The organism is Halobacillus mangrovi (assembly GCF_002097535.1).
In the GTDB taxonomy this organism is placed as follows: domain Bacteria; phylum Bacillota; class Bacilli; order Bacillales; family Halobacillaceae; genus Halobacillus; species Halobacillus mangrovi_A.
Genome location: NZ_CP020772.1, coordinates 3,723,773 through 3,740,082, shown reverse-complemented (window position 1 = coordinate 3,740,082; position 16,310 = coordinate 3,723,773). Strand labels below are relative to the sequence as shown.

Sequence of the window (16,310 nt, the reverse complement as noted above, 5' to 3'; positions counted from 1 at the left end):
ATACAAAACTTCCAACAACAATTGTATAAAAGTCGTTAAGATGCACCTCTTAGGTAGAGCTTTGTTAAAGTTACTGCAAAAAAGGGTATAGTAATTTTGCGAATAGAAATATGTAGCTTACTCAAAAGAAAGGGTGTAGAAGTTGAAAGTTCTAGTTGTTGGAGCAAACGGTCAAATCGGAAAACACCTTGTAACCTTTATTCAAGAGAGTGAAAATGTAGAAGCTAAGGCAATGATCCGTAAAGAGGAGCAAGCTTCCTTTTTTAAGGAATTAGGAGCAGAAACAGTAGTGGTGGATTTGGAAGACGATATCGAGACCATCGCCAAAGCTACCGAGGGTGTGGATGCGGTCGTATTCACCGCAGGCTCTGGACCTCACACCGGCCCTGATAAAACGGTGATGATTGATTTGGATGGTGCTGTGAAAACCATTGAGGCATCAAAAGCTGCAGGGGTGAATCGTTATGTTATGATTAGTTCATTTGATACGACACGTGAAGCGATTCAATCAGCGCCTGAATCTTTCGCCCCTTATGTTGTGGCAAAGCATTATGCAGATGTTTGGTTAAGAGATACGGATCTGGACTATACGATTATCCACCCGGGCCGGTTGAATAATGAGGATGGAACGGGGCAAGTAGAAGCAGCCTCTACAGTAGAAAGAGGAGAAATTCCGCGAGAGGACGTAGCTCGTGTGATCTTGGCCAGCTTAGAGGATCAAACTACGATCGGAAAAGAGTTTCAGGTAGTAGCCGGGGACAAATCTGTTCAAGATGCCATCCAGTCACTTTAAGGAATGCTATATAAAGACAATTTGCCACTAAGGCAAATTGTCTTTTTTTATAGGCGTACCATTTAAAAATATAATCAGACCTTATGTTATAATAATGTAAATATATTTACCGAAGAAGGGAATCTACATACACAACATTTTTTAATATAGGAGAGATCAATATGAGCTCAAAATCTAAAATGAAGTTATTCACTTTAAATTCAAATGAACCCCTGGCCCAAGAAATCTCTGAGATCTTAGAGACACCTTTAGGAAAAAGCTCGGTTATCCGTTTTAGCGATGGAGAAGTACAGATTAATATTGAAGAAAGTGTTCGTGGACATGATGTTTACTTAATTCAATCTACTTCTCAGCCTGTAAATGAGCACCTGATGGAGCTATTGATTATGATTGATGCGATGAAGAGAGCATCAGCAAAAACAATCAATGTCGTGATTCCTTATTATGGATATGCCCGTCAGGATCGAAAGGCACGTGCTCGTGAACCGATTACTGCAAAATTGATCGCAAATTTACTGGAAAAGGCAGGAATCTCCAGAGTCCTCACCTTAGATCTTCATGCCCCGCAAATTCAAGGGTTCTTTAATGTTCCTGTTGATCAACTGCTTGGGGTGCCTATTTTAGCAGAGTATTATAAGAAAAAGGATATCGAAGACGTCGTTGTGGTTGCTCCAGATACAAGTGGACTAAGACGTGCGAGAAGAATGGCGAATATCCTTGATGCACCCATTGCTTTTGTTGATAAAAGAAGACCTGAACCGAATATGGCTGAGGTTAAAAACGTTGTTGGATCGATTGAAGGTAAGAACGCCATTATTGTAGATGACATGATAGACACGGCGGAAACAGTTACACAGGCAGCCGAAGCACTCTTGGAAAATGGAGTGAATGATATCTATGCCTGCGGGACCCATGCGGTTTTATCTGATCCTGCAGTTAGCAAGATTAACGAATCACCGATTAAGGAATTAGTGATCACAAATTCTATTTTCTTACCAGAAGAAAAGCAAAATGAAAAGATAACCTCACTGTCTGTTGCTCCTCTATTAGCGGATGCGTTGTTACGAGTGCAAACCGAACATTCGGTAAGTGAATTGTTTGATTAACCGAAGACCGGTATTTAGAAAAAAACAAAGAATAATGACAATAGGTAAAAGATGACCTCAGAATAGGATGAGGTCATCTTTTTAAGTTATTCCTCATCTTTACGGCTTCGCCATGTCACATAGTCCTTTAAAAGTTGTTCACATGATTCGAAAGCCTTCTACTCATACTACCTGTAGGAGGAGTCCGTTATGAAAATGATCATTTTATCTTTAGGTTTACTCTTAGCACAACCCCTTATCCAACCAGGACAATTATCCATAACCAATGATGGTGAGGAAATCATTAAGGTTAATCGTAAGGACTTTATGTTGGAATTCATCGGTAAGCCCTTTATGGATCAGCCTAAAACAGAGGAACTCATTGAACATTTGGATCAAGAAATCAGTCAGGAGCCCGTAAATGCAAAAATAGGCGAGTCAGGTGAAATTATACCTGGACAAAATGGATACAAAGTACATCATAAGAAGTTCAAAGAAAAATTTTATCGGTATCTCTTTGGTCAGAAGAAGGGTGCCATGGACGTTCCAAAACTTACCATTACTCCTAAAGTAGATAGTGAACTGATTGCAAATATCCGCACTCAGCAGATTGGTCATTATGTGACATACTTTAATTCGAACAATAAAGAACGGTCCCATAATATCCGACTTGCTTCAGAAGCCATCGATAGTCATGTGGTTTTCCCTGGGGAAGTTTTTTCTTTTAATAAAGTCGTTGGTAAAAGGACGAAAGAGAAGGGATATAAAAATGCCCCTGTGATTGTGAAGGGGGAAGTGACGGAGGGAATTGGCGGAGGAATTTGTCAGGTTTCTTCTACGTTGTTTAATTCTGTTGATAAGGCCGGCGTGAAAATTGTGGAACGCTATTCTCACAGTAAACAAGTGCCTTATGTTCCGCCAGGACGAGATGCGACAGTGAGTTGGTATGGGCCTGATTTTACGTTTGAAAATCAATACAATCAGCCATTGTTAATTCGCTCAAAAGTAACTGGGGGACAGATGAGTGTGATGGTATATTCTTCCGAAGTGATCAATTATGATCCACAGAGCATTCCTGATGCCAGCAAGAAGCTCCCTGAAGAAAGTGATAGGGAAACTGATCATTATGAGTAATCTAAAAAGCGTTTCTTTTTAAGAACGCTTTTTTCAAATGAAAAAGTGCCTAACTTCCTATCTGATTTTTAAGAAAGATTAAGTCCTGTTTACTAGGTTTTGTCTAAGAATATCAACAACTTTTTTATCAATTTTAAATAACTGGCACGTATTCCAATCCCTCTCCTTTTTTATGTGCTATTATATTTTATAACGATTACTAACTAAAGGAGGCTCTCCTTCTATGTTCACTTTAAGAAACGCGATAGGTATGAGATTAGAGGATATACAAGAGGAGAAAAAGCATCTTCGTGAAATGATTAAGCAGCTTACAGAGGAACAGCATGAACTAATAAGCCGCCTGGAGCGTATAGAAGGGAAAAGAGAGAACATTGATCCCTCCACCATCATCACAACATTATCGGAGACAGAAGAACTGAACCCTGAAATTCCCACAGACATTGTCATAGAGGAAACGGCTAACCAATCGTCGGAAGCATTAAGAAATGAATATGTGCTTCCAACCGATCCAGAAGCATTTTCAGCTGATAAGTCAAAAAGGATGAGTTATAAAGAACTGACTAGGATCCTGATTAACTATGCGAAGGAACATAATAACCAGGTGGATCACGAAGAATTTGAACAATACTTGATCGATCAGTACCACTTTACCCCTGAAAACTTTTCACATATTATATGGAGAGCAAGAAAAGAAGATCGACGCTTGAGAAGCGTAATTAGTGGTAACAGGAAAATAACGATATTGGATAATAGCTAAGATAAAGTCCTTACCCTACATATTTTGTAAATGATCATAAACGTATGATAGCCGGATAAACAAAGCTCATCTTTAGGTCATCAAATGGAAAAGACTACTTTCTTTTTAAAAAAGAGAGTAGTCTTTAAAATTATTTTCCGTAATATTATTTTAAGTTTTGAGTACCAAAGTCTGTGATTTTGGTTTTGACATTGATTTTTGTCTGCATCTCAGGAAAAATGTTGTCCCAGCGTTTTTCGTTCTTTTTCCAGTAATCCGGCTGGTGGATCCTTACCCAGTTGGATAGGTTGAGGAAGTCTGTTTTGTATTCTTGCTGGGCTTTAGTAAGGACGGTTTGTACCGCTTGTTCGATTTGGTCATTCGAAGCTTTTTCCACTTCTTTTTTCCAGCCTTTTTTGAAATGATCCCTTTTATTTCCCCAGTCTTCAGCTAAAGAAACATTCACTCTGACATTGAACTCCATCATTATGCTCTCACCTGTGATAGTCGGATTGTAGGTTGTAGATCCTCCTTTGACTTCGAGGGAAACGGGACCATCGGAAATTTCCTTTTTGGTCAAGTTGATATAGCCTCCATCCAGATCATTTAAAATGAATCGGACCCCAGCTATGTCCTCTTTTTCTAGCCAGCCGACAAATTGAAAGTTCTCCTTGGATATAATTCCCGCACCATCCGATTTGATGAGATATTCTTCAATTTTCATTCCCGGTATAAGGAAACTTTGTTCTTGAGAAATGTATTTAGACATGTCCCCAATCTGTAATTGCTCTGGAATGTAAAGATTCTTAAAAGAATTTTCATTGAGATCTTTAATTTGAATCGCTGGAAAAAGTTCCTTCGTTGGTTCGATATCCAGGACATCTCTCACTCTCTCTTTAGTAATGAATACCGGTGTCGTTCTTCTGAATTCATGGTCTCTTACAAAAAGGTCAATAACTTCATCTGCCCTTTCACGTTTAAGAAGGCTTGAAGATAAGACGATTGATTTCAAATGAGTATAATTTGGAGGCCGGTTGCTTTCAAAAGAGTTATCTCGAATGATTTCTAAAAAAGTGGTCCCTGATACAGTGAGATTCTGGAATGGTTTTCCTCCAGGTTCTCCTCCTTGTAAACTAGGGATTTTTCCTGGGTCGACGTATTGATTTGTCATGGTTACCTCGTTTTCTTTCTCACCAGTGTCTAAACCAATAGCTAAAATAACTCCGATATCCTCAATTTCCTTGCTGTCCCAGCATCCTGTCAATAATAGTAATGAAAAAACACTTATAATGACTTTATTTGGCATAGGACTGTCTCCTGATTAAAGAAATCAACAAAAGAAGAGCAGGGAAAAGGATGATTGCAATGGCCGAAGCATAATTGATCAACCTCGAATACTGAAAGACCTCTGTCATTCCAGTGGGATATAGGGCCGCCCCAAATATAAAGGCGGCTACCATCCAAACGAACAGCTTGGATTTGGTGCGAAACGTTTGTCTAACGCCAGTCCACATTGCATAGTAGTACGCAGAGAATGACGTAAAGGCAGTTATGAGCCACCCGACTAAAAAAAGGATTTCAAATCTCTCGAAAAAGAAGCCCTGGAATTCAATGCTTTTCGCCATCTCGACGGTCGGAAAAGTGATCTGCTTCAATTCTTCCAGTCCAAGAATCCCTAACGAGAGGGCGTGGAAGACAATGTATATTATGGCAGTGAGTCCAAGGCTTATCCACATACCTGCCCTGAGTTTATTGGGGCTCCTTTTGCCTAACACTTTCGAGAAAATCAACAGAAATTCAAATCCAAGAAAGGAGAAAAAGGTAATCTTTATGCCTTGGAAAGTTGGCATGATACCTTCGCCAAACACCGGCCGTAAGTTATTGATATCAACATCCTTCAGACTTAACAGACACAAAGCGATAAACATGAACATCATGACTGGGAAATAAAGCTGAAAAAAACGTACGATATCACCTGCTCCGTTCGTAATCAAATATGTGCTGACTATCAAGAAACCACCGATGACTACAGAAAGAGGGGTGGTATCCAATAAATGATTTTTAATAATCCCGCTAGTGACTCTAAGAATGTAAGCAGAAACGATTAGCGTATAGAGGATATAACACACGTTTAATAAAAATCCTATATATTTACCTGTAATGATCGTTGATATCTCAAAGAATGTTTGCCCAGGGTAACGACTAACCAATTGGACGATAATCATTGAAAAAAGTCCAATCAAAAGAAAGCCCCAAATGATACTTAACCACAAATCTGGAGCATCCACTGCATCTGCAAGGGAGCGGGGCATAATGATGATACCTACACCGATCATTGCAGATATGAAGACGACGATAAGTTGTAATCCTGATAATTGTTTGAGATCACTCACTCTGACCACCTCTCTTATTAAACTTGTATCGGATGAGTGAATCCTTCCAGCGTTTGTGGAAGTAAGGTGCAAAAGGTTCTAAATAGGGAGTTGAAAAGCTCTTCAGACGAATTAAGTGTATGCTGACGATGAATGATGCCAAGAGAAGTCCGTAAATGCCTAAAAAGGCAGCAGAGAGTAACATAAAAAAACGTAACGTTCTTAATGCCAGGCTCAACCCATAATCTGCGACTGTAAAGGAACAAATCGCTGCGAAAGCGACGACAATGACCATTAATGGACTAACGATCCCTGCCGTTACAGCTGCTTCTCCAAGAACAATCGCACCGACAATACTGACTGCTGGACCGATTGGTTTTGGTAAACGAACCCCCGCTTCACGCAAAACTTCGATTGTAATTTCCATCAATAATGCCTCCATGAATGACGGAATTGGCACACCTTCCCTTGTCTTAGAGATAGAAAAAGCCAGGTCGGTCGGAATCAATCCCTGGTGGAATGAAATCAAAGATATATACATCGCTGGTAGCATGACTGAGATAAAGGCAGCAAAGTAACGGAGCAGCCGAATGAAAGAAGCTGGAATCCATTTGAAGTTATAGTCATCAGTAGAGTGGAACAACGAATTCAAGGTCGCGGGTGCAATTAGGACGGAAGGGGACCCATCTATAAAAATGGCGACACGACCTTCGATCAGTGCATTAGCTACCTTCGTCGGGCGTTCTGTTTCATGCACTTCAGGAAAAAGTGAGTTGCTGTTCTTTTCGATCAGTTGTTCAATGATGCCACCATCGGGTATGTAATCTGTATCAATGTTATCGACGCGTTTAACCACTTCTTTAATAAGCTCAGGGTTCGCGGCACCCTCTAAATAGGCAACGGATACATTAGTGAATGCTTTTTGCCCAATGGTAAATTCCTGAAAGGTGAGGTCATTCGTACGCAAATGCATACGAAGCAGAGAGATGTTCTTTTCCAAAGACTCAATGAAACCATCTCGTGCCCCACGCAAAGTAACCTCCGTGACAGGCTCTTGCACAGAACGGAGGGAGAACTTAGACGTGTTCACCGCGTAAATATCAGCATCTTCTATGATTAAGGTGAATCCATTAAAAATTTTCTTCAAGATTTGATCGGATTGCTCAATCTTCGCCAAATCGTTCAATGGAAGGTTTTCCACGATCGATGGTTTGGACTTCGCTTTCATATCGAGTAGCGGCTTTAAAATGAATTCTCGAATGTGATCCACGTCTGCAATGGTTTTGATATAAATGATGTAAATGGGCTTGTTTTGTACGGTGACAGATTTAACGGTTACCTTGTCGTTCCCCTCAATCATTTTTACCAGGTTATCAACAAGGGGATAGTTGGTTTCTTTCATATCACTCACACCCTTTATGCGTTCTTTGTATTATGCGCATTAGGGAATTGAATTACTCGAATCATAAACAAAAAGCAGACTCCAGTGTCCCTGAAGTCTTTATAATGGATACAAGAAAAGAAAAGGAGCGGATGGGATGGACGCTTTACAGAGGGAAGTCGAACACATAGTGGCAAGTGTAAAAGGGAGAGTGAGCGTTGTAATCGAGAATAAGAAAGCTGCTATAGCCATTAACGGTTCTGAACGAACGACAGCAGCCAGCACGATCAAGATTCCGATTATTATGGAGGCATTTAGACAAGCGGAAAATGGAGATTTGGATTTGAAAGAGAAGGTCCAGGTTACACCTGATTTAAAGACTGGGGGAGATGGAGTTCTTAAGCTCCTTGAGAACGAGCTATCTTTATCCATTTTGGATCTGATGAAACTGATGATCGTCGTTTCCGATAATACGGCTTCAAACCTATTGATCACTAGACTTGGTTTCTCCAATATCAATCATCTTTGTGAGCAGCTGGGATGCACGAATACTCGATTGAATCTCTACTTTATGGATTTCCGAGCACGGGGTGCAGGGGTAGACAATATGACCTCTGCACGTGATATGGTGGCATTCCTTTCAGAAATTGAGGGTGGAAACTTTGTGAATGAAAGATCCCGTAAGACCATCTATAACATACTGAGGGAGCAGCAGTTTACATCAGGTCTCCCTGCTTACAATAAAAATGAAGATATATTAACCGCCAATAAACCTGGTATGCTGCCAGGAATACAACATGATGTGGGGATTTTTAAATATAGGAATGAAACGGTATATGCGGCCGTTTTACTAAGTGAGTTAAATGATGAGGAAGCTGGAAGAAGAGCGATCACTGATATTGGGCGCAGTATTATAAAATTCATGAAGAAAGAAAACGCTACAAAATAAGGATACATAGATAAGTCCCGTTCATTAAATGAAGAACGGGACCGTTGTTTTTTTACATATCATATTTTCGTAATCGATACTGAAGACTCTGCCGGCTGATGCCAAGAATTTTTGCAGTACGGGAAACGTTGTGATTGTTCTCCTGTAGTGTTTGCTGAATATATAGTTTTTCTGTTTCGCTCATTTTTTCTTTTAATGTTCGTGCTGCACGATTTTCGACCGGCTTCTTATTTTGCAATGGCTGATGATCTGGATACATCTTTCGGAGTCGAGCAGGGAGGCTATCGATCGTAATCGCTTCTTTATTGGTGATCAGATTCATCGTTCCCTCAATCGTATGTTCCAACTCCCTTACGTTACCGGGCCACGTATGTTGATGAAGCAGGTGCATGGCGTCCTCATGGATGGCTTTTACATTCATCTGAAATAAATCATTATACTTAGCGATAAAGCTGTGAGCTAGAGAAAAGAGATCTTCCATACGCTCGCGGAGGGGTGGAATAAATAACGTCACAACGCTAAGACGGTAATACAAATCTTTTCTTAAACGCTGCTCCGCAACCGCGTCTACGGGGTCCTCGTTAATCGTCGCAATGATTCTCACATCAACCTTCTTATCCTTCGTATCACCAACCCTGCGGATGTTTCGTTCCTGAATGGCTCGAAGAAGTTTCGCTTGAAGCTTAGTGTCTAACGAGTTGATTTCATCGAGCAATAAGGTACCGCCCTCGGCCTGTTCAAATAATCCTGGTCTGTCGACAGCCCCTGTGAAAGCCCCTTTCTTTGTTCCAAATAATAAGCTTTCCATTAAGCTGTCTGGAATTGCAGCACAGTTTTGAGAAATAAATGGGGCCGATGACCGTGAGCTCCCATTATGTATGCTCTGGGCAAATAATTCTTTTCCTGTTCCGGTTTCACCAACGATCAGCACAGAAGAGGAGGTGCGTGTCGCTTTTTTTGCCTCTTCAATTACGTCTTGGATCAGTGAACTCTTTCCAATGATCTGATCAAACGTAAACTTCGTGTTTTTCTTTTTCAACACGTTCTCTTTAATGACTTGCTCAAGCCTTGTGACATCTTTTGTAATTTCAATAGCACCTGTTACTTTTCCATTTTCCAAGATTGGATAGGAGTCATTAATGGTCGTAATTTCTTTTCCTTTATTATTGAAGTAGGTTTGTTTGATATTCTTAGACGTTTGCCCCCTCCTTAAAGCCTGGACAAGGGTGCTCCGTTGGTTTTCTTCGAATTGAAAGACCTCCAGCAAGTCTTTGTCGAGCACTTCTTCGCCTGTCATCGACTCGATTTCCATCATTTTTTTGTTATAGACGATCGTTTTTCCGTTCTCATCAATCACATGAATGCCAAGGTCTAATTCATTCAAGATTTTTTCATAGAGTTCATTCCGTTTTATGATTGAAGAAACATCCGTAGTTTTCCTCACAACATCCACTCCGTTCAACGTAAGTATCTATATTCTATAGAAGAAAAATGAATGATGCAAAATTATTTGGCATATTTGTGGTGAGGGTGACAATTTATTTTGCATTTCCCTGCCCTGTTAAAAATGAGAATCCCTCCATATCAATGTTTAAAAAGTTGGCATGGAATTTGCGGTATAGAAAGGTGAAGAACAGGAGCGGGTTTAGCAGCCCCGCTCTATGACTAGGAGGAATATAGATGAACACCACAACTGTGCATTCCAAAAGCATTATGGATCAGACCGAACGTTATGGAGCGAAAAATTACCATCCGCTCCCGATTGTCATCTCAGAGGCAGAAGGCGTCTGGGTCAAAGATCCTGAGGGCAATCGATATATGGATATGCTGAGTGCCTACTCGGCAGTCAATCAGGGGCATAGACACCCGAAGCTTATTGAAGCTTTAAAAAAACAGGCGGATCGCGTGACGTTAACCTCCCGTGCTTTCCACAATGATCAGCTGGCTCCTTTTTATAAAAAGGTTTCTGAATTGACCGGAAAAGATATGGTGCTTCCCATGAATACTGGAGCGGAAGCGGTAGAAACGGCAATTAAGACCATCCGACGCTGGGCGTATGACAAAAAGGGTATCCCGGAAGGAAAAGCGGAAATCATCGCCTGTGAAGGGAATTTTCACGGAAGAACGATGACCGCGGTGTCCCTCTCATCGGATGAAGAGAACAAACGCAACTTCGGGCCGGGGTTGCCTGGGATTAAATTGATTCCTTATGGAGATCTGGAAGCTTTAAAACAAGCCATTACACCAAATACCGCAGGATTCTTGCTTGAGCCGATCCAGGGAGAAGCAGGGATCGTTATTCCGCCGGAAGGATTCTTAAAGGAAGCTTACGATGTGTGTAAGAAAGAGAATGTTCTTTTTGTAGCCGATGAAATTCAGTCGGGTCTTGGACGTTCTGGAAAAATGTTTGCTTGCGATTGGGAAGATGTGAAGCCTGATATGTATATCCTTGGTAAAGCATTAGGTGGAGGTGTGATGCCGATCTCCTGTGTTGCTGCCGATCAAGGAGTGCTGGGTGTATTCACCCCAGGCTCTCACGGATCGACATTTGGCGGAAATCCATTAGCCTGTGCTGTTTCTATTGCTTCATTAGAAGTTATTGAAGAGGAGAAATTAGCAGAGCGATCATTAAAACTCGGCCAGTATTTCCAAGATCGTTTAAAAGAAATTGATAATCCGGCTATTAAGGAAGTGCGAGGAAAAGGATTGTTTGTCGGCGTTGAACTAAGTGAACCAGCTCGTCCTTATTGTGAAAAGCTGAAAGAAGAGGGGCTGCTTTGCAAGGAAACGCACGAAACTGTCATCCGTTTTGCCCCTCCACTAGTGATCAGTGAAGAAGATCTTGAATGGGCGATCGAGAAGATATCGAATGTATTATCAAATGTGAAGCCAGCATAGGTTCCAGCGTTTTTATCAGGTTGAGTGTAAAGATTGGGAAAAGCAGGTCTATTAAAATATGAGGCAGCATAAAACTAATAAACAAGCATGGAGCTATTGGAGTTTACTTTGAGAAGAGAGCTCTTTAGATCCAGTAAATAGTTGTTATGTTGTAACCATAATCAAGGAGGAGAAATAAGGATGAAGGAAGTTTTCCAAACCATTTACAGTCCTTGTTACGGGAGCATTAAAGAAGTGTTCGTAGAACCCTCGGCTTATGTGTATGAATGGGAGACGCTGCTATTAATTGAGACCCAAGATAAAAAACAGATTGAAGTATCGGTTGGAATCAGCGGAGACATCGTTTCTATGGAAGTGGCTCCAGGTCAGTCTGTTACACCGTTTTCAGCGTTAACGATTGTGAGGGATGATCTGCAAATTACGGGAAGCGACTAACCAAATAGCCTCTTACAACCTCTCATTTGCCTGGTAGGCAGTGAGAGGTTTTTTGCTTTTATTTGCTTTTACCTAGTAATCGACATGCTGTACTCTCTATGAAGCCTATTCTTTGAGGCTGCCGTACAAGCGCCGACATCTCTTTATTCTCTATTCATAAAATAGATTATTACAAATAAAGAGGTGGTAGAATGCTAGGATTCTCTATAATCCAGCTAACTAAAGATCATAGTGATCGGTTGGATAAAGAACTGCGGACAAGGCTGGTCCATTTATACAAACCAATGCGTCGGATCCCTTGTTTTTTGCACAGTTTACTGGAAAAGTACTTGGTGAAATATAAAACGTTCCCAGTTATCATTGAATTTAAAGGCGACGAGATCTATTCCGGCATGAATAAAATTGAGTCTCTAATTGATAAGGAAAGAAAATGCAAGATTAATCAACAACTTCCTGGGGCAGGGTGTTGCTCTGGAACCCTAACGGCATCTGGAATCGAAAAGCTTTTAACAAATGAATGTCACATACGAAAGATTTATTATGACCGTGAAGTGAGAGCATTGGTAGATGTTTCTTCTCCATCCGAACGTTCTCATAAATTAAATGAGCTCGACCTGACTGGAAAAGGAGTAAATATTGCTGTTGTCGATACAGGCTTGTATCCGCATGAAGATCTTACCCAGCCGAATAACCGAATCGTTGCTTTTAAGGATATCGTTCATAACCGTGAAGATCCTTATGACGATAATGGACATGGAACCCACTGTGCTGGCGACGCTGCTGGAAACGGATTTTCCTCCGACTTTCAATATCGCGGCCCGGCTTCAGAAGCAGGTGTGATTGGGGTTAAAGTGTTGAACCAAGCTGGATCGGGTTCACTCTCTACGGTTATGGCAGGAATTCAATGGTGTATCGACCATAAAGAAGAACATCACATTGACGTGATTTCTTTGTCATTAGGTGCTGCGCCTGATGACTCAGACTGCAATGATCCTCTAGTGCAAATTGTTGAGCGAGCATGGAGTAGTGGGATCTTCGTTTGTGTAGCAGCTGGTAATTCAGGTCCTGATGAACGAACGATTGCCACCCCTGGGATCAGTCCAAAGGTTGTGACTGTTGGTGCACTGGATGATGGTGCTACGGCAGGTCAAGGCGATAAAGAGATCGCCTCATTCTCAAGTCGAGGTCCAGCTTGTGGAGGTGTGATCAAACCGGATTTAGTTGCTCCAGGAGTGAATGTAATTTCTTTAAGGTCCCCCGGATCTTTCCTCGACAAGACAACAAAAGCAAATCGAATTGAAACGAATTATTTCAGTTTATCGGGTACGTCGATGTCTACTCCGATCTGTGCTGGTGTCGCAGCTCTCATTCTTCATGCACACCCAGAATATACCCCCGATCAAGTTAAGCAGAAGTTAATCAATGGAGCGGTGGATATGGGGCTGCCGGCAAATATTCAAGGAGCAGGTTATTTGGATGCTGAGAAGGCTGTAGAGGCCAGCATAATTCATAACAATTAAAGTCAGTTAAAGGTGCTTATTTCCTAAAGAAGCGCCTTTGTACATACATGTATAGTCACAGTAATTCTATCTCTTCATTTTAAATTTTACAGAAAGGTGTTTTAATATAAGAAATTGAAAATAGGTAAAGAAGTTTAAATAATCTAAAGGGGAGGCACAAATGAAAATATTAATTAGTGAAGTTATTTGGCAAGAAGGATTGGACGTACTAGAACGGCAAGGATATGAAATCGAATATGACGATCAGCTTGTACAAGATAGACCCAAATTATTGGCAAAGGTAAAAGAAGTGGACGCTTTGATTATACGTAATCTAACCCAGGTTGACGAAGAACTTTTACAAGCCGGTTCCAAACTAAAAGTCATTGGTCGTCTTGGTGTGGGTCTCGACAATATTGAGGTAGAAGCTGCGAAGAAAAAAGGTATACAAGTTGTATATGCCAAAAATGCTAATGCCACTTCGGTCGCTGAATATGTGATGAGCGCTGTCCTCAGCTCAAATCGATCTCTGGACGATGCGAATGAAGATGTACGTAAAGGAAGATGGGACAGAAAAATGCATACAGGAGGAGAGGTGTACGGAAAAACATTAGGCCTAGTTGGACTCGGGGAGATCGCTCACCGAGTAGCTAAACGAGCGCATGCATTCGGAATGGATGTAGTCGGATTTGATCCATTTATTACTGAGTATGACCACGTGGTTGCAGAAACAGGAGTTAAGACAAAATCGTCACTGGATGAAGTGTTGGCCATGTCTGATTTCATATCCGTCCATGTGCCATTGACTCCATCGACAGTTTCTTTAATTGATTCTGAAGCTTTCCAAGTGATGAAATCAAAGGCATATGTAATTAATACATCACGAGGAGGAATCGTCAATGAATCAGATTTGGAAAAAGCTATAAGTAAAGGTCGCATAGCGGGTGCCTATCTTGATGTATTTGAAGTGGAACCATTAGATAAAGATCACCCTTTACTCTCTCATTCGAATGTGGTTATTACTCCACACATTGCAGGGCTTACAGAAGAATCGCAGGTAAGGACCTCAGTTTTAGTAGCAAAAGAAGTGACAAAAGTACTTAATGGACTCCCTTCTCTCTGTGTAGTATAGAATTAAATAGATTAAGCTGGTAAAAAACGCTTTAAAACCTCTCCTTTGATACTTACCATGGAGAGGTTTTTATATGCTCAAAGGTAAAGAATGACGTTTTATTCAAGGGGAAGAAGGAATACTATGTATCATAGTCATTTTTCGGAGGGAAGGGTTTAAATGGGCAAATTCATCATGAACCTGATCGCTTATCTTCTCGTGATAACCGTGAATGGACTCGCTAATGTGTTACCCTTAAATGGTCAGACCACCGGTGAGATTTCAAACAAGCTGAATGTGCTATTCACACCAGCTGGGTATGTCTTCAGTATTTGGGGATTAATTTATATCCTCTTAGGTGTTTGGGTCATTCGTCAATTCCCTGCAAGTCGCAGGAACCTGCCTGTTTACCAAACCACCAGCGGTCTATTTGTTTTAAGTTCTATCTTAAACACCCTTTGGATTTTCATGTGGCACTATGAATTCTTTGGTCTTTCAGTTATTGTAATGCTTCTCTTACTCATCACTCTTATTCGTCTATATGTAAAATTGAAGGCCGCAAATGCTTCTTTTTTCGATATCCTGCCATTTTCCGTTTATCTAGGGTGGATCAGCGTCGCTACGATTGCCAACATAAGTTACTATCTGACCTACATTGGCTGGGATGGCTTTGGGATTTCTGCCTCAATTTGGACGTTCTTGCTGTTAATCGTAGCAACCTTTCTGGCTCTTATATTTATGAACACTCAAAAGGACTGGGTGTACCCATTAGTGTTTGTCTGGGCTTTCATTGGAATAGGGGTAAAAAATCAGGATGCTGATGTACCGCTTGTGGTGTACTCTGCTTACATCTTAGCAGCGATTCTCCTGGTCATAACTGTGATCTTTGCGTTTAAGCAAAGAAGATAATGAAGCCCTTTTCCATTCATTTGGAAAGGGGCTTTAGATTTGTTTAAAGCAAGGAGCCGGCTCCATCAATATACAATTCTGTTCCTGTAATGTGCCTTGAAGAATCAGAAGCCAGGAATACAATAAGATCAGCCACCTCTTCAGGACGTCCTGGCCGGTTTTGCAAAGGCTGATTTCCCTCGGGATACTCTACAGGAATTTTAATTTTTTCAAGTGCCCCCTCCTCAGGGTGTGTATTTTCATCGATACTTGTTTGAATGGCACCAGGGCAGATAATGTTAACCCTAATTTGATACCGCGCTAATTCCAGAGCAGCCATTTTACCAAAAGCCATCTGTCCGGCCTTCGATGAGCTGTAGGCAGAAAACCCGAAGTTGGAGAAGACGCGATTTCCGTTTACGGAGCTTGTAATAATAATGCTGCCACCTTCTTTTTTCATATAGGGAATCGAATGTTTCACAGTTAAGAAAGTGCTTCTTAAATTGGTTTCCAAAGTGTTGTCCCAATCTTCTACAGCCATATCTTCAATCGGGGTGATTTTCCCATTAATGCCCGCATTGGCAAAAATAATATCTAATCTTCCGAAGTGGTCGATGAGCTGCTTGTAACATTGTTGAATTTCTTCCTCTTTAGAAACATCAGCTTCAATAATAAATGCCTCTCCACCAATAGACTTGATTTCTTTCTTCGTTTCCTGTGCGTCTTCTTCTTTAATGTCTATAACCGCAACCTTTGCTCCTTCTTTAGCAAGCTGAATGGCTGATGCTTTCCCCATTCCTGAGCCGCCTCCAGTCACTAAAGCTACTTTTCCTTCTAACTTATTATTGTGGGACATCATGATCCATCTCCTTCTTCCGTAATTGAACACGTGTATAGAGGATTTTTACCCTCAGGTTATAGGAATGTAACCATGGAGGTGAAAATTATCTAAGGTTTTGGAAAAAGAAAATAGCAATAATCATTAAAAAAAGCCCCTAATCCGATTGGAAGAGGGGCCTTATTCCTTTT

Annotated in this window: 15 protein-coding genes; 10 read left to right on the top strand and 5 right to left on the bottom strand. The window is 41.0% G+C overall.

Annotated elements, in window-relative coordinates; translation table 11 throughout:
* The first annotated feature begins 142 nt into the window (after positions 1–142).
* From HM131_RS18690 to HM131_RS18675, 4 genes are all read left to right on the top strand, one after another.
* Complete coding sequence (locus HM131_RS18690; protein ID WP_085031202.1) at positions 143–793, top strand: SDR family oxidoreductase; 651 nt, start codon at positions 143–145, stop codon at positions 791–793.
* 161 nt (positions 794–954) lie between these two features.
* Positions 955–1,899, top strand: coding sequence for a ribose-phosphate diphosphokinase (locus tag HM131_RS18685; RefSeq protein WP_085031201.1), 945 nt, complete (start codon positions 955–957; stop codon positions 1,897–1,899).
* Between the two features lie 189 nt (positions 1,900–2,088).
* Positions 2,089–3,012 (top strand): VanW family protein, encoded by a 924-nt coding sequence (locus HM131_RS18680; RefSeq protein ID WP_085031200.1) that lies wholly within the window; start codon positions 2,089–2,091, stop codon positions 3,010–3,012.
* A 223-nt stretch (positions 3,013–3,235) separates the two neighbouring features.
* Positions 3,236–3,769: a hypothetical protein gene (locus HM131_RS18675; protein WP_085031199.1), complete on the top strand. Its 534-nt coding sequence runs from the start codon at positions 3,236–3,238 to the stop codon at positions 3,767–3,769.
* A 145-nt stretch (positions 3,770–3,914) separates the two neighbouring features.
* On the opposite strand, the gene HM131_RS18670 is transcribed toward HM131_RS18675, so the two are convergent.
* Genes HM131_RS18670 through HM131_RS18660 form a run of 3 tightly spaced genes read right to left on the bottom strand, consistent with a single transcriptional unit; the run spans position 3,915 to position 7,522 of the window.
* On the bottom strand, positions 3,915–5,054 hold the full coding sequence (locus tag HM131_RS18670) for a Ger(x)C family spore germination protein (protein WP_085031198.1): 1,140 nt from the start codon (positions 5,052–5,054) through the stop codon (positions 3,915–3,917).
* Complete coding sequence (locus tag HM131_RS18665; RefSeq protein ID WP_085031197.1) at positions 5,044–6,141, bottom strand: GerAB/ArcD/ProY family transporter; 1,098 nt, start codon at positions 6,139–6,141, stop codon at positions 5,044–5,046. Before HM131_RS18665 ends, HM131_RS18670 begins: the two co-directional genes overlap by 11 nt.
* Positions 6,134–7,522 carry a spore germination protein gene (locus HM131_RS18660; protein WP_085031196.1) on the bottom strand — a complete coding sequence of 463 codons (1,389 nt, stop codon included), beginning with the start codon at positions 7,520–7,522 and terminating at the stop codon, positions 6,134–6,136. The genes HM131_RS18665 and HM131_RS18660 overlap by 8 nt, the downstream gene beginning before the upstream one ends.
* A gap of 136 nt (positions 7,523–7,658) precedes the next feature.
* Between HM131_RS18660 and HM131_RS18655 the strand changes: the two genes are divergently transcribed.
* The gene (locus tag HM131_RS18655) at positions 7,659–8,450 is read left to right on the top strand and encodes a serine hydrolase (protein WP_085031195.1); all 792 of its coding nucleotides are present in this window, start codon (positions 7,659–7,661) and stop codon (positions 8,448–8,450) included.
* Positions 8,451–8,502: 52 nt separating this feature from the next.
* Here HM131_RS18655 and HM131_RS18650 read toward each other — a convergent pair whose 3' ends face one another.
* Positions 8,503–9,867 (bottom strand): sigma-54 interaction domain-containing protein, encoded by a 1,365-nt coding sequence (locus tag HM131_RS18650; protein WP_085032116.1) that lies wholly within the window; start codon positions 9,865–9,867, stop codon positions 8,503–8,505.
* Between the two features lie 263 nt (positions 9,868–10,130).
* Between HM131_RS18650 and HM131_RS18645 the strand changes: the two genes are divergently transcribed.
* The 5 genes from HM131_RS18645 to HM131_RS18625 all read left to right on the top strand — a co-directional run bounded on the left by HM131_RS18645 (position 10,131) and on the right by HM131_RS18625 (position 15,302).
* The gene (locus HM131_RS18645; RefSeq protein ID WP_085031194.1) at positions 10,131–11,348 is read left to right on the top strand and encodes an ornithine--oxo-acid transaminase; all 1,218 of its coding nucleotides are present in this window, start codon (positions 10,131–10,133) and stop codon (positions 11,346–11,348) included.
* Positions 11,349–11,528: 180 nt separating this feature from the next.
* Positions 11,529–11,783 (top strand): biotin/lipoyl attachment domain-containing protein, encoded by a 255-nt coding sequence (locus HM131_RS18640; RefSeq protein WP_085031193.1) that lies wholly within the window; start codon positions 11,529–11,531, stop codon positions 11,781–11,783.
* 191 nt (positions 11,784–11,974) lie between these two features.
* A complete protein-coding gene (locus HM131_RS18635) occupies positions 11,975–13,303 on the top strand; it encodes a S8 family peptidase (RefSeq protein ID WP_085031192.1) in 1,329 nt (442 codons plus the stop codon).
* Positions 13,304–13,463: 160 nt separating this feature from the next.
* Positions 13,464–14,414 carry a hydroxyacid dehydrogenase gene (locus HM131_RS18630; RefSeq protein WP_085031191.1) on the top strand — a complete coding sequence of 317 codons (951 nt, stop codon included), beginning with the start codon at positions 13,464–13,466 and terminating at the stop codon, positions 14,412–14,414.
* A gap of 159 nt (positions 14,415–14,573) precedes the next feature.
* The gene (locus tag HM131_RS18625) at positions 14,574–15,302 is read left to right on the top strand and encodes a TspO/MBR family protein (protein WP_085031190.1); all 729 of its coding nucleotides are present in this window, start codon (positions 14,574–14,576) and stop codon (positions 15,300–15,302) included.
* Positions 15,303–15,345: 43 nt separating this feature from the next.
* Here the strand turns inward: HM131_RS18625 and HM131_RS18620 are convergent, their stop codons facing one another.
* Positions 15,346–16,140: an SDR family oxidoreductase gene (locus tag HM131_RS18620; RefSeq protein WP_408607080.1), complete on the bottom strand. Its 795-nt coding sequence runs from the start codon at positions 16,138–16,140 to the stop codon at positions 15,346–15,348.
* Between the last annotated feature and the right edge of the window lie 170 nt (positions 16,141–16,310).

Coding starts and splice junctions, on each gene's coding strand:
- HM131_RS18640 (WP_085031193.1), top strand. CDS start 11,529: ATGAAGGAAGTTTTCCAAACCATTTACAGTCCTTGTTACGGGAGCATT.
- HM131_RS18670 (WP_085031198.1), bottom strand. CDS start 5,054: ATGCCAAATAAAGTCATTATAAGTGTTTTTTCATTACTATTATTGACA.
- HM131_RS18635 (WP_085031192.1), top strand. CDS start 11,975: ATGCTAGGATTCTCTATAATCCAGCTAACTAAAGATCATAGTGATCGG.
- HM131_RS18645 (WP_085031194.1), top strand. CDS start 10,131: ATGAACACCACAACTGTGCATTCCAAAAGCATTATGGATCAGACCGAA.
- HM131_RS18620 (WP_408607080.1), bottom strand. CDS start 16,140: ATGATGTCCCACAATAATAAGTTAGAAGGAAAAGTAGCTTTAGTGACT.
- HM131_RS18655 (WP_085031195.1), top strand. CDS start 7,659: ATGGACGCTTTACAGAGGGAAGTCGAACACATAGTGGCAAGTGTAAAA.
- HM131_RS18675 (WP_085031199.1), top strand. CDS start 3,236: ATGTTCACTTTAAGAAACGCGATAGGTATGAGATTAGAGGATATACAA.
- HM131_RS18625 (WP_085031190.1), top strand. CDS start 14,574: ATGGGCAAATTCATCATGAACCTGATCGCTTATCTTCTCGTGATAACC.
- HM131_RS18680 (WP_085031200.1), top strand. CDS start 2,089: ATGAAAATGATCATTTTATCTTTAGGTTTACTCTTAGCACAACCCCTT.
- HM131_RS18685 (WP_085031201.1), top strand. CDS start 955: ATGAGCTCAAAATCTAAAATGAAGTTATTCACTTTAAATTCAAATGAA.
- HM131_RS18630 (WP_085031191.1), top strand. CDS start 13,464: ATGAAAATATTAATTAGTGAAGTTATTTGGCAAGAAGGATTGGACGTA.
- HM131_RS18660 (WP_085031196.1), bottom strand. CDS start 7,522: ATGAAAGAAACCAACTATCCCCTTGTTGATAACCTGGTAAAAATGATT.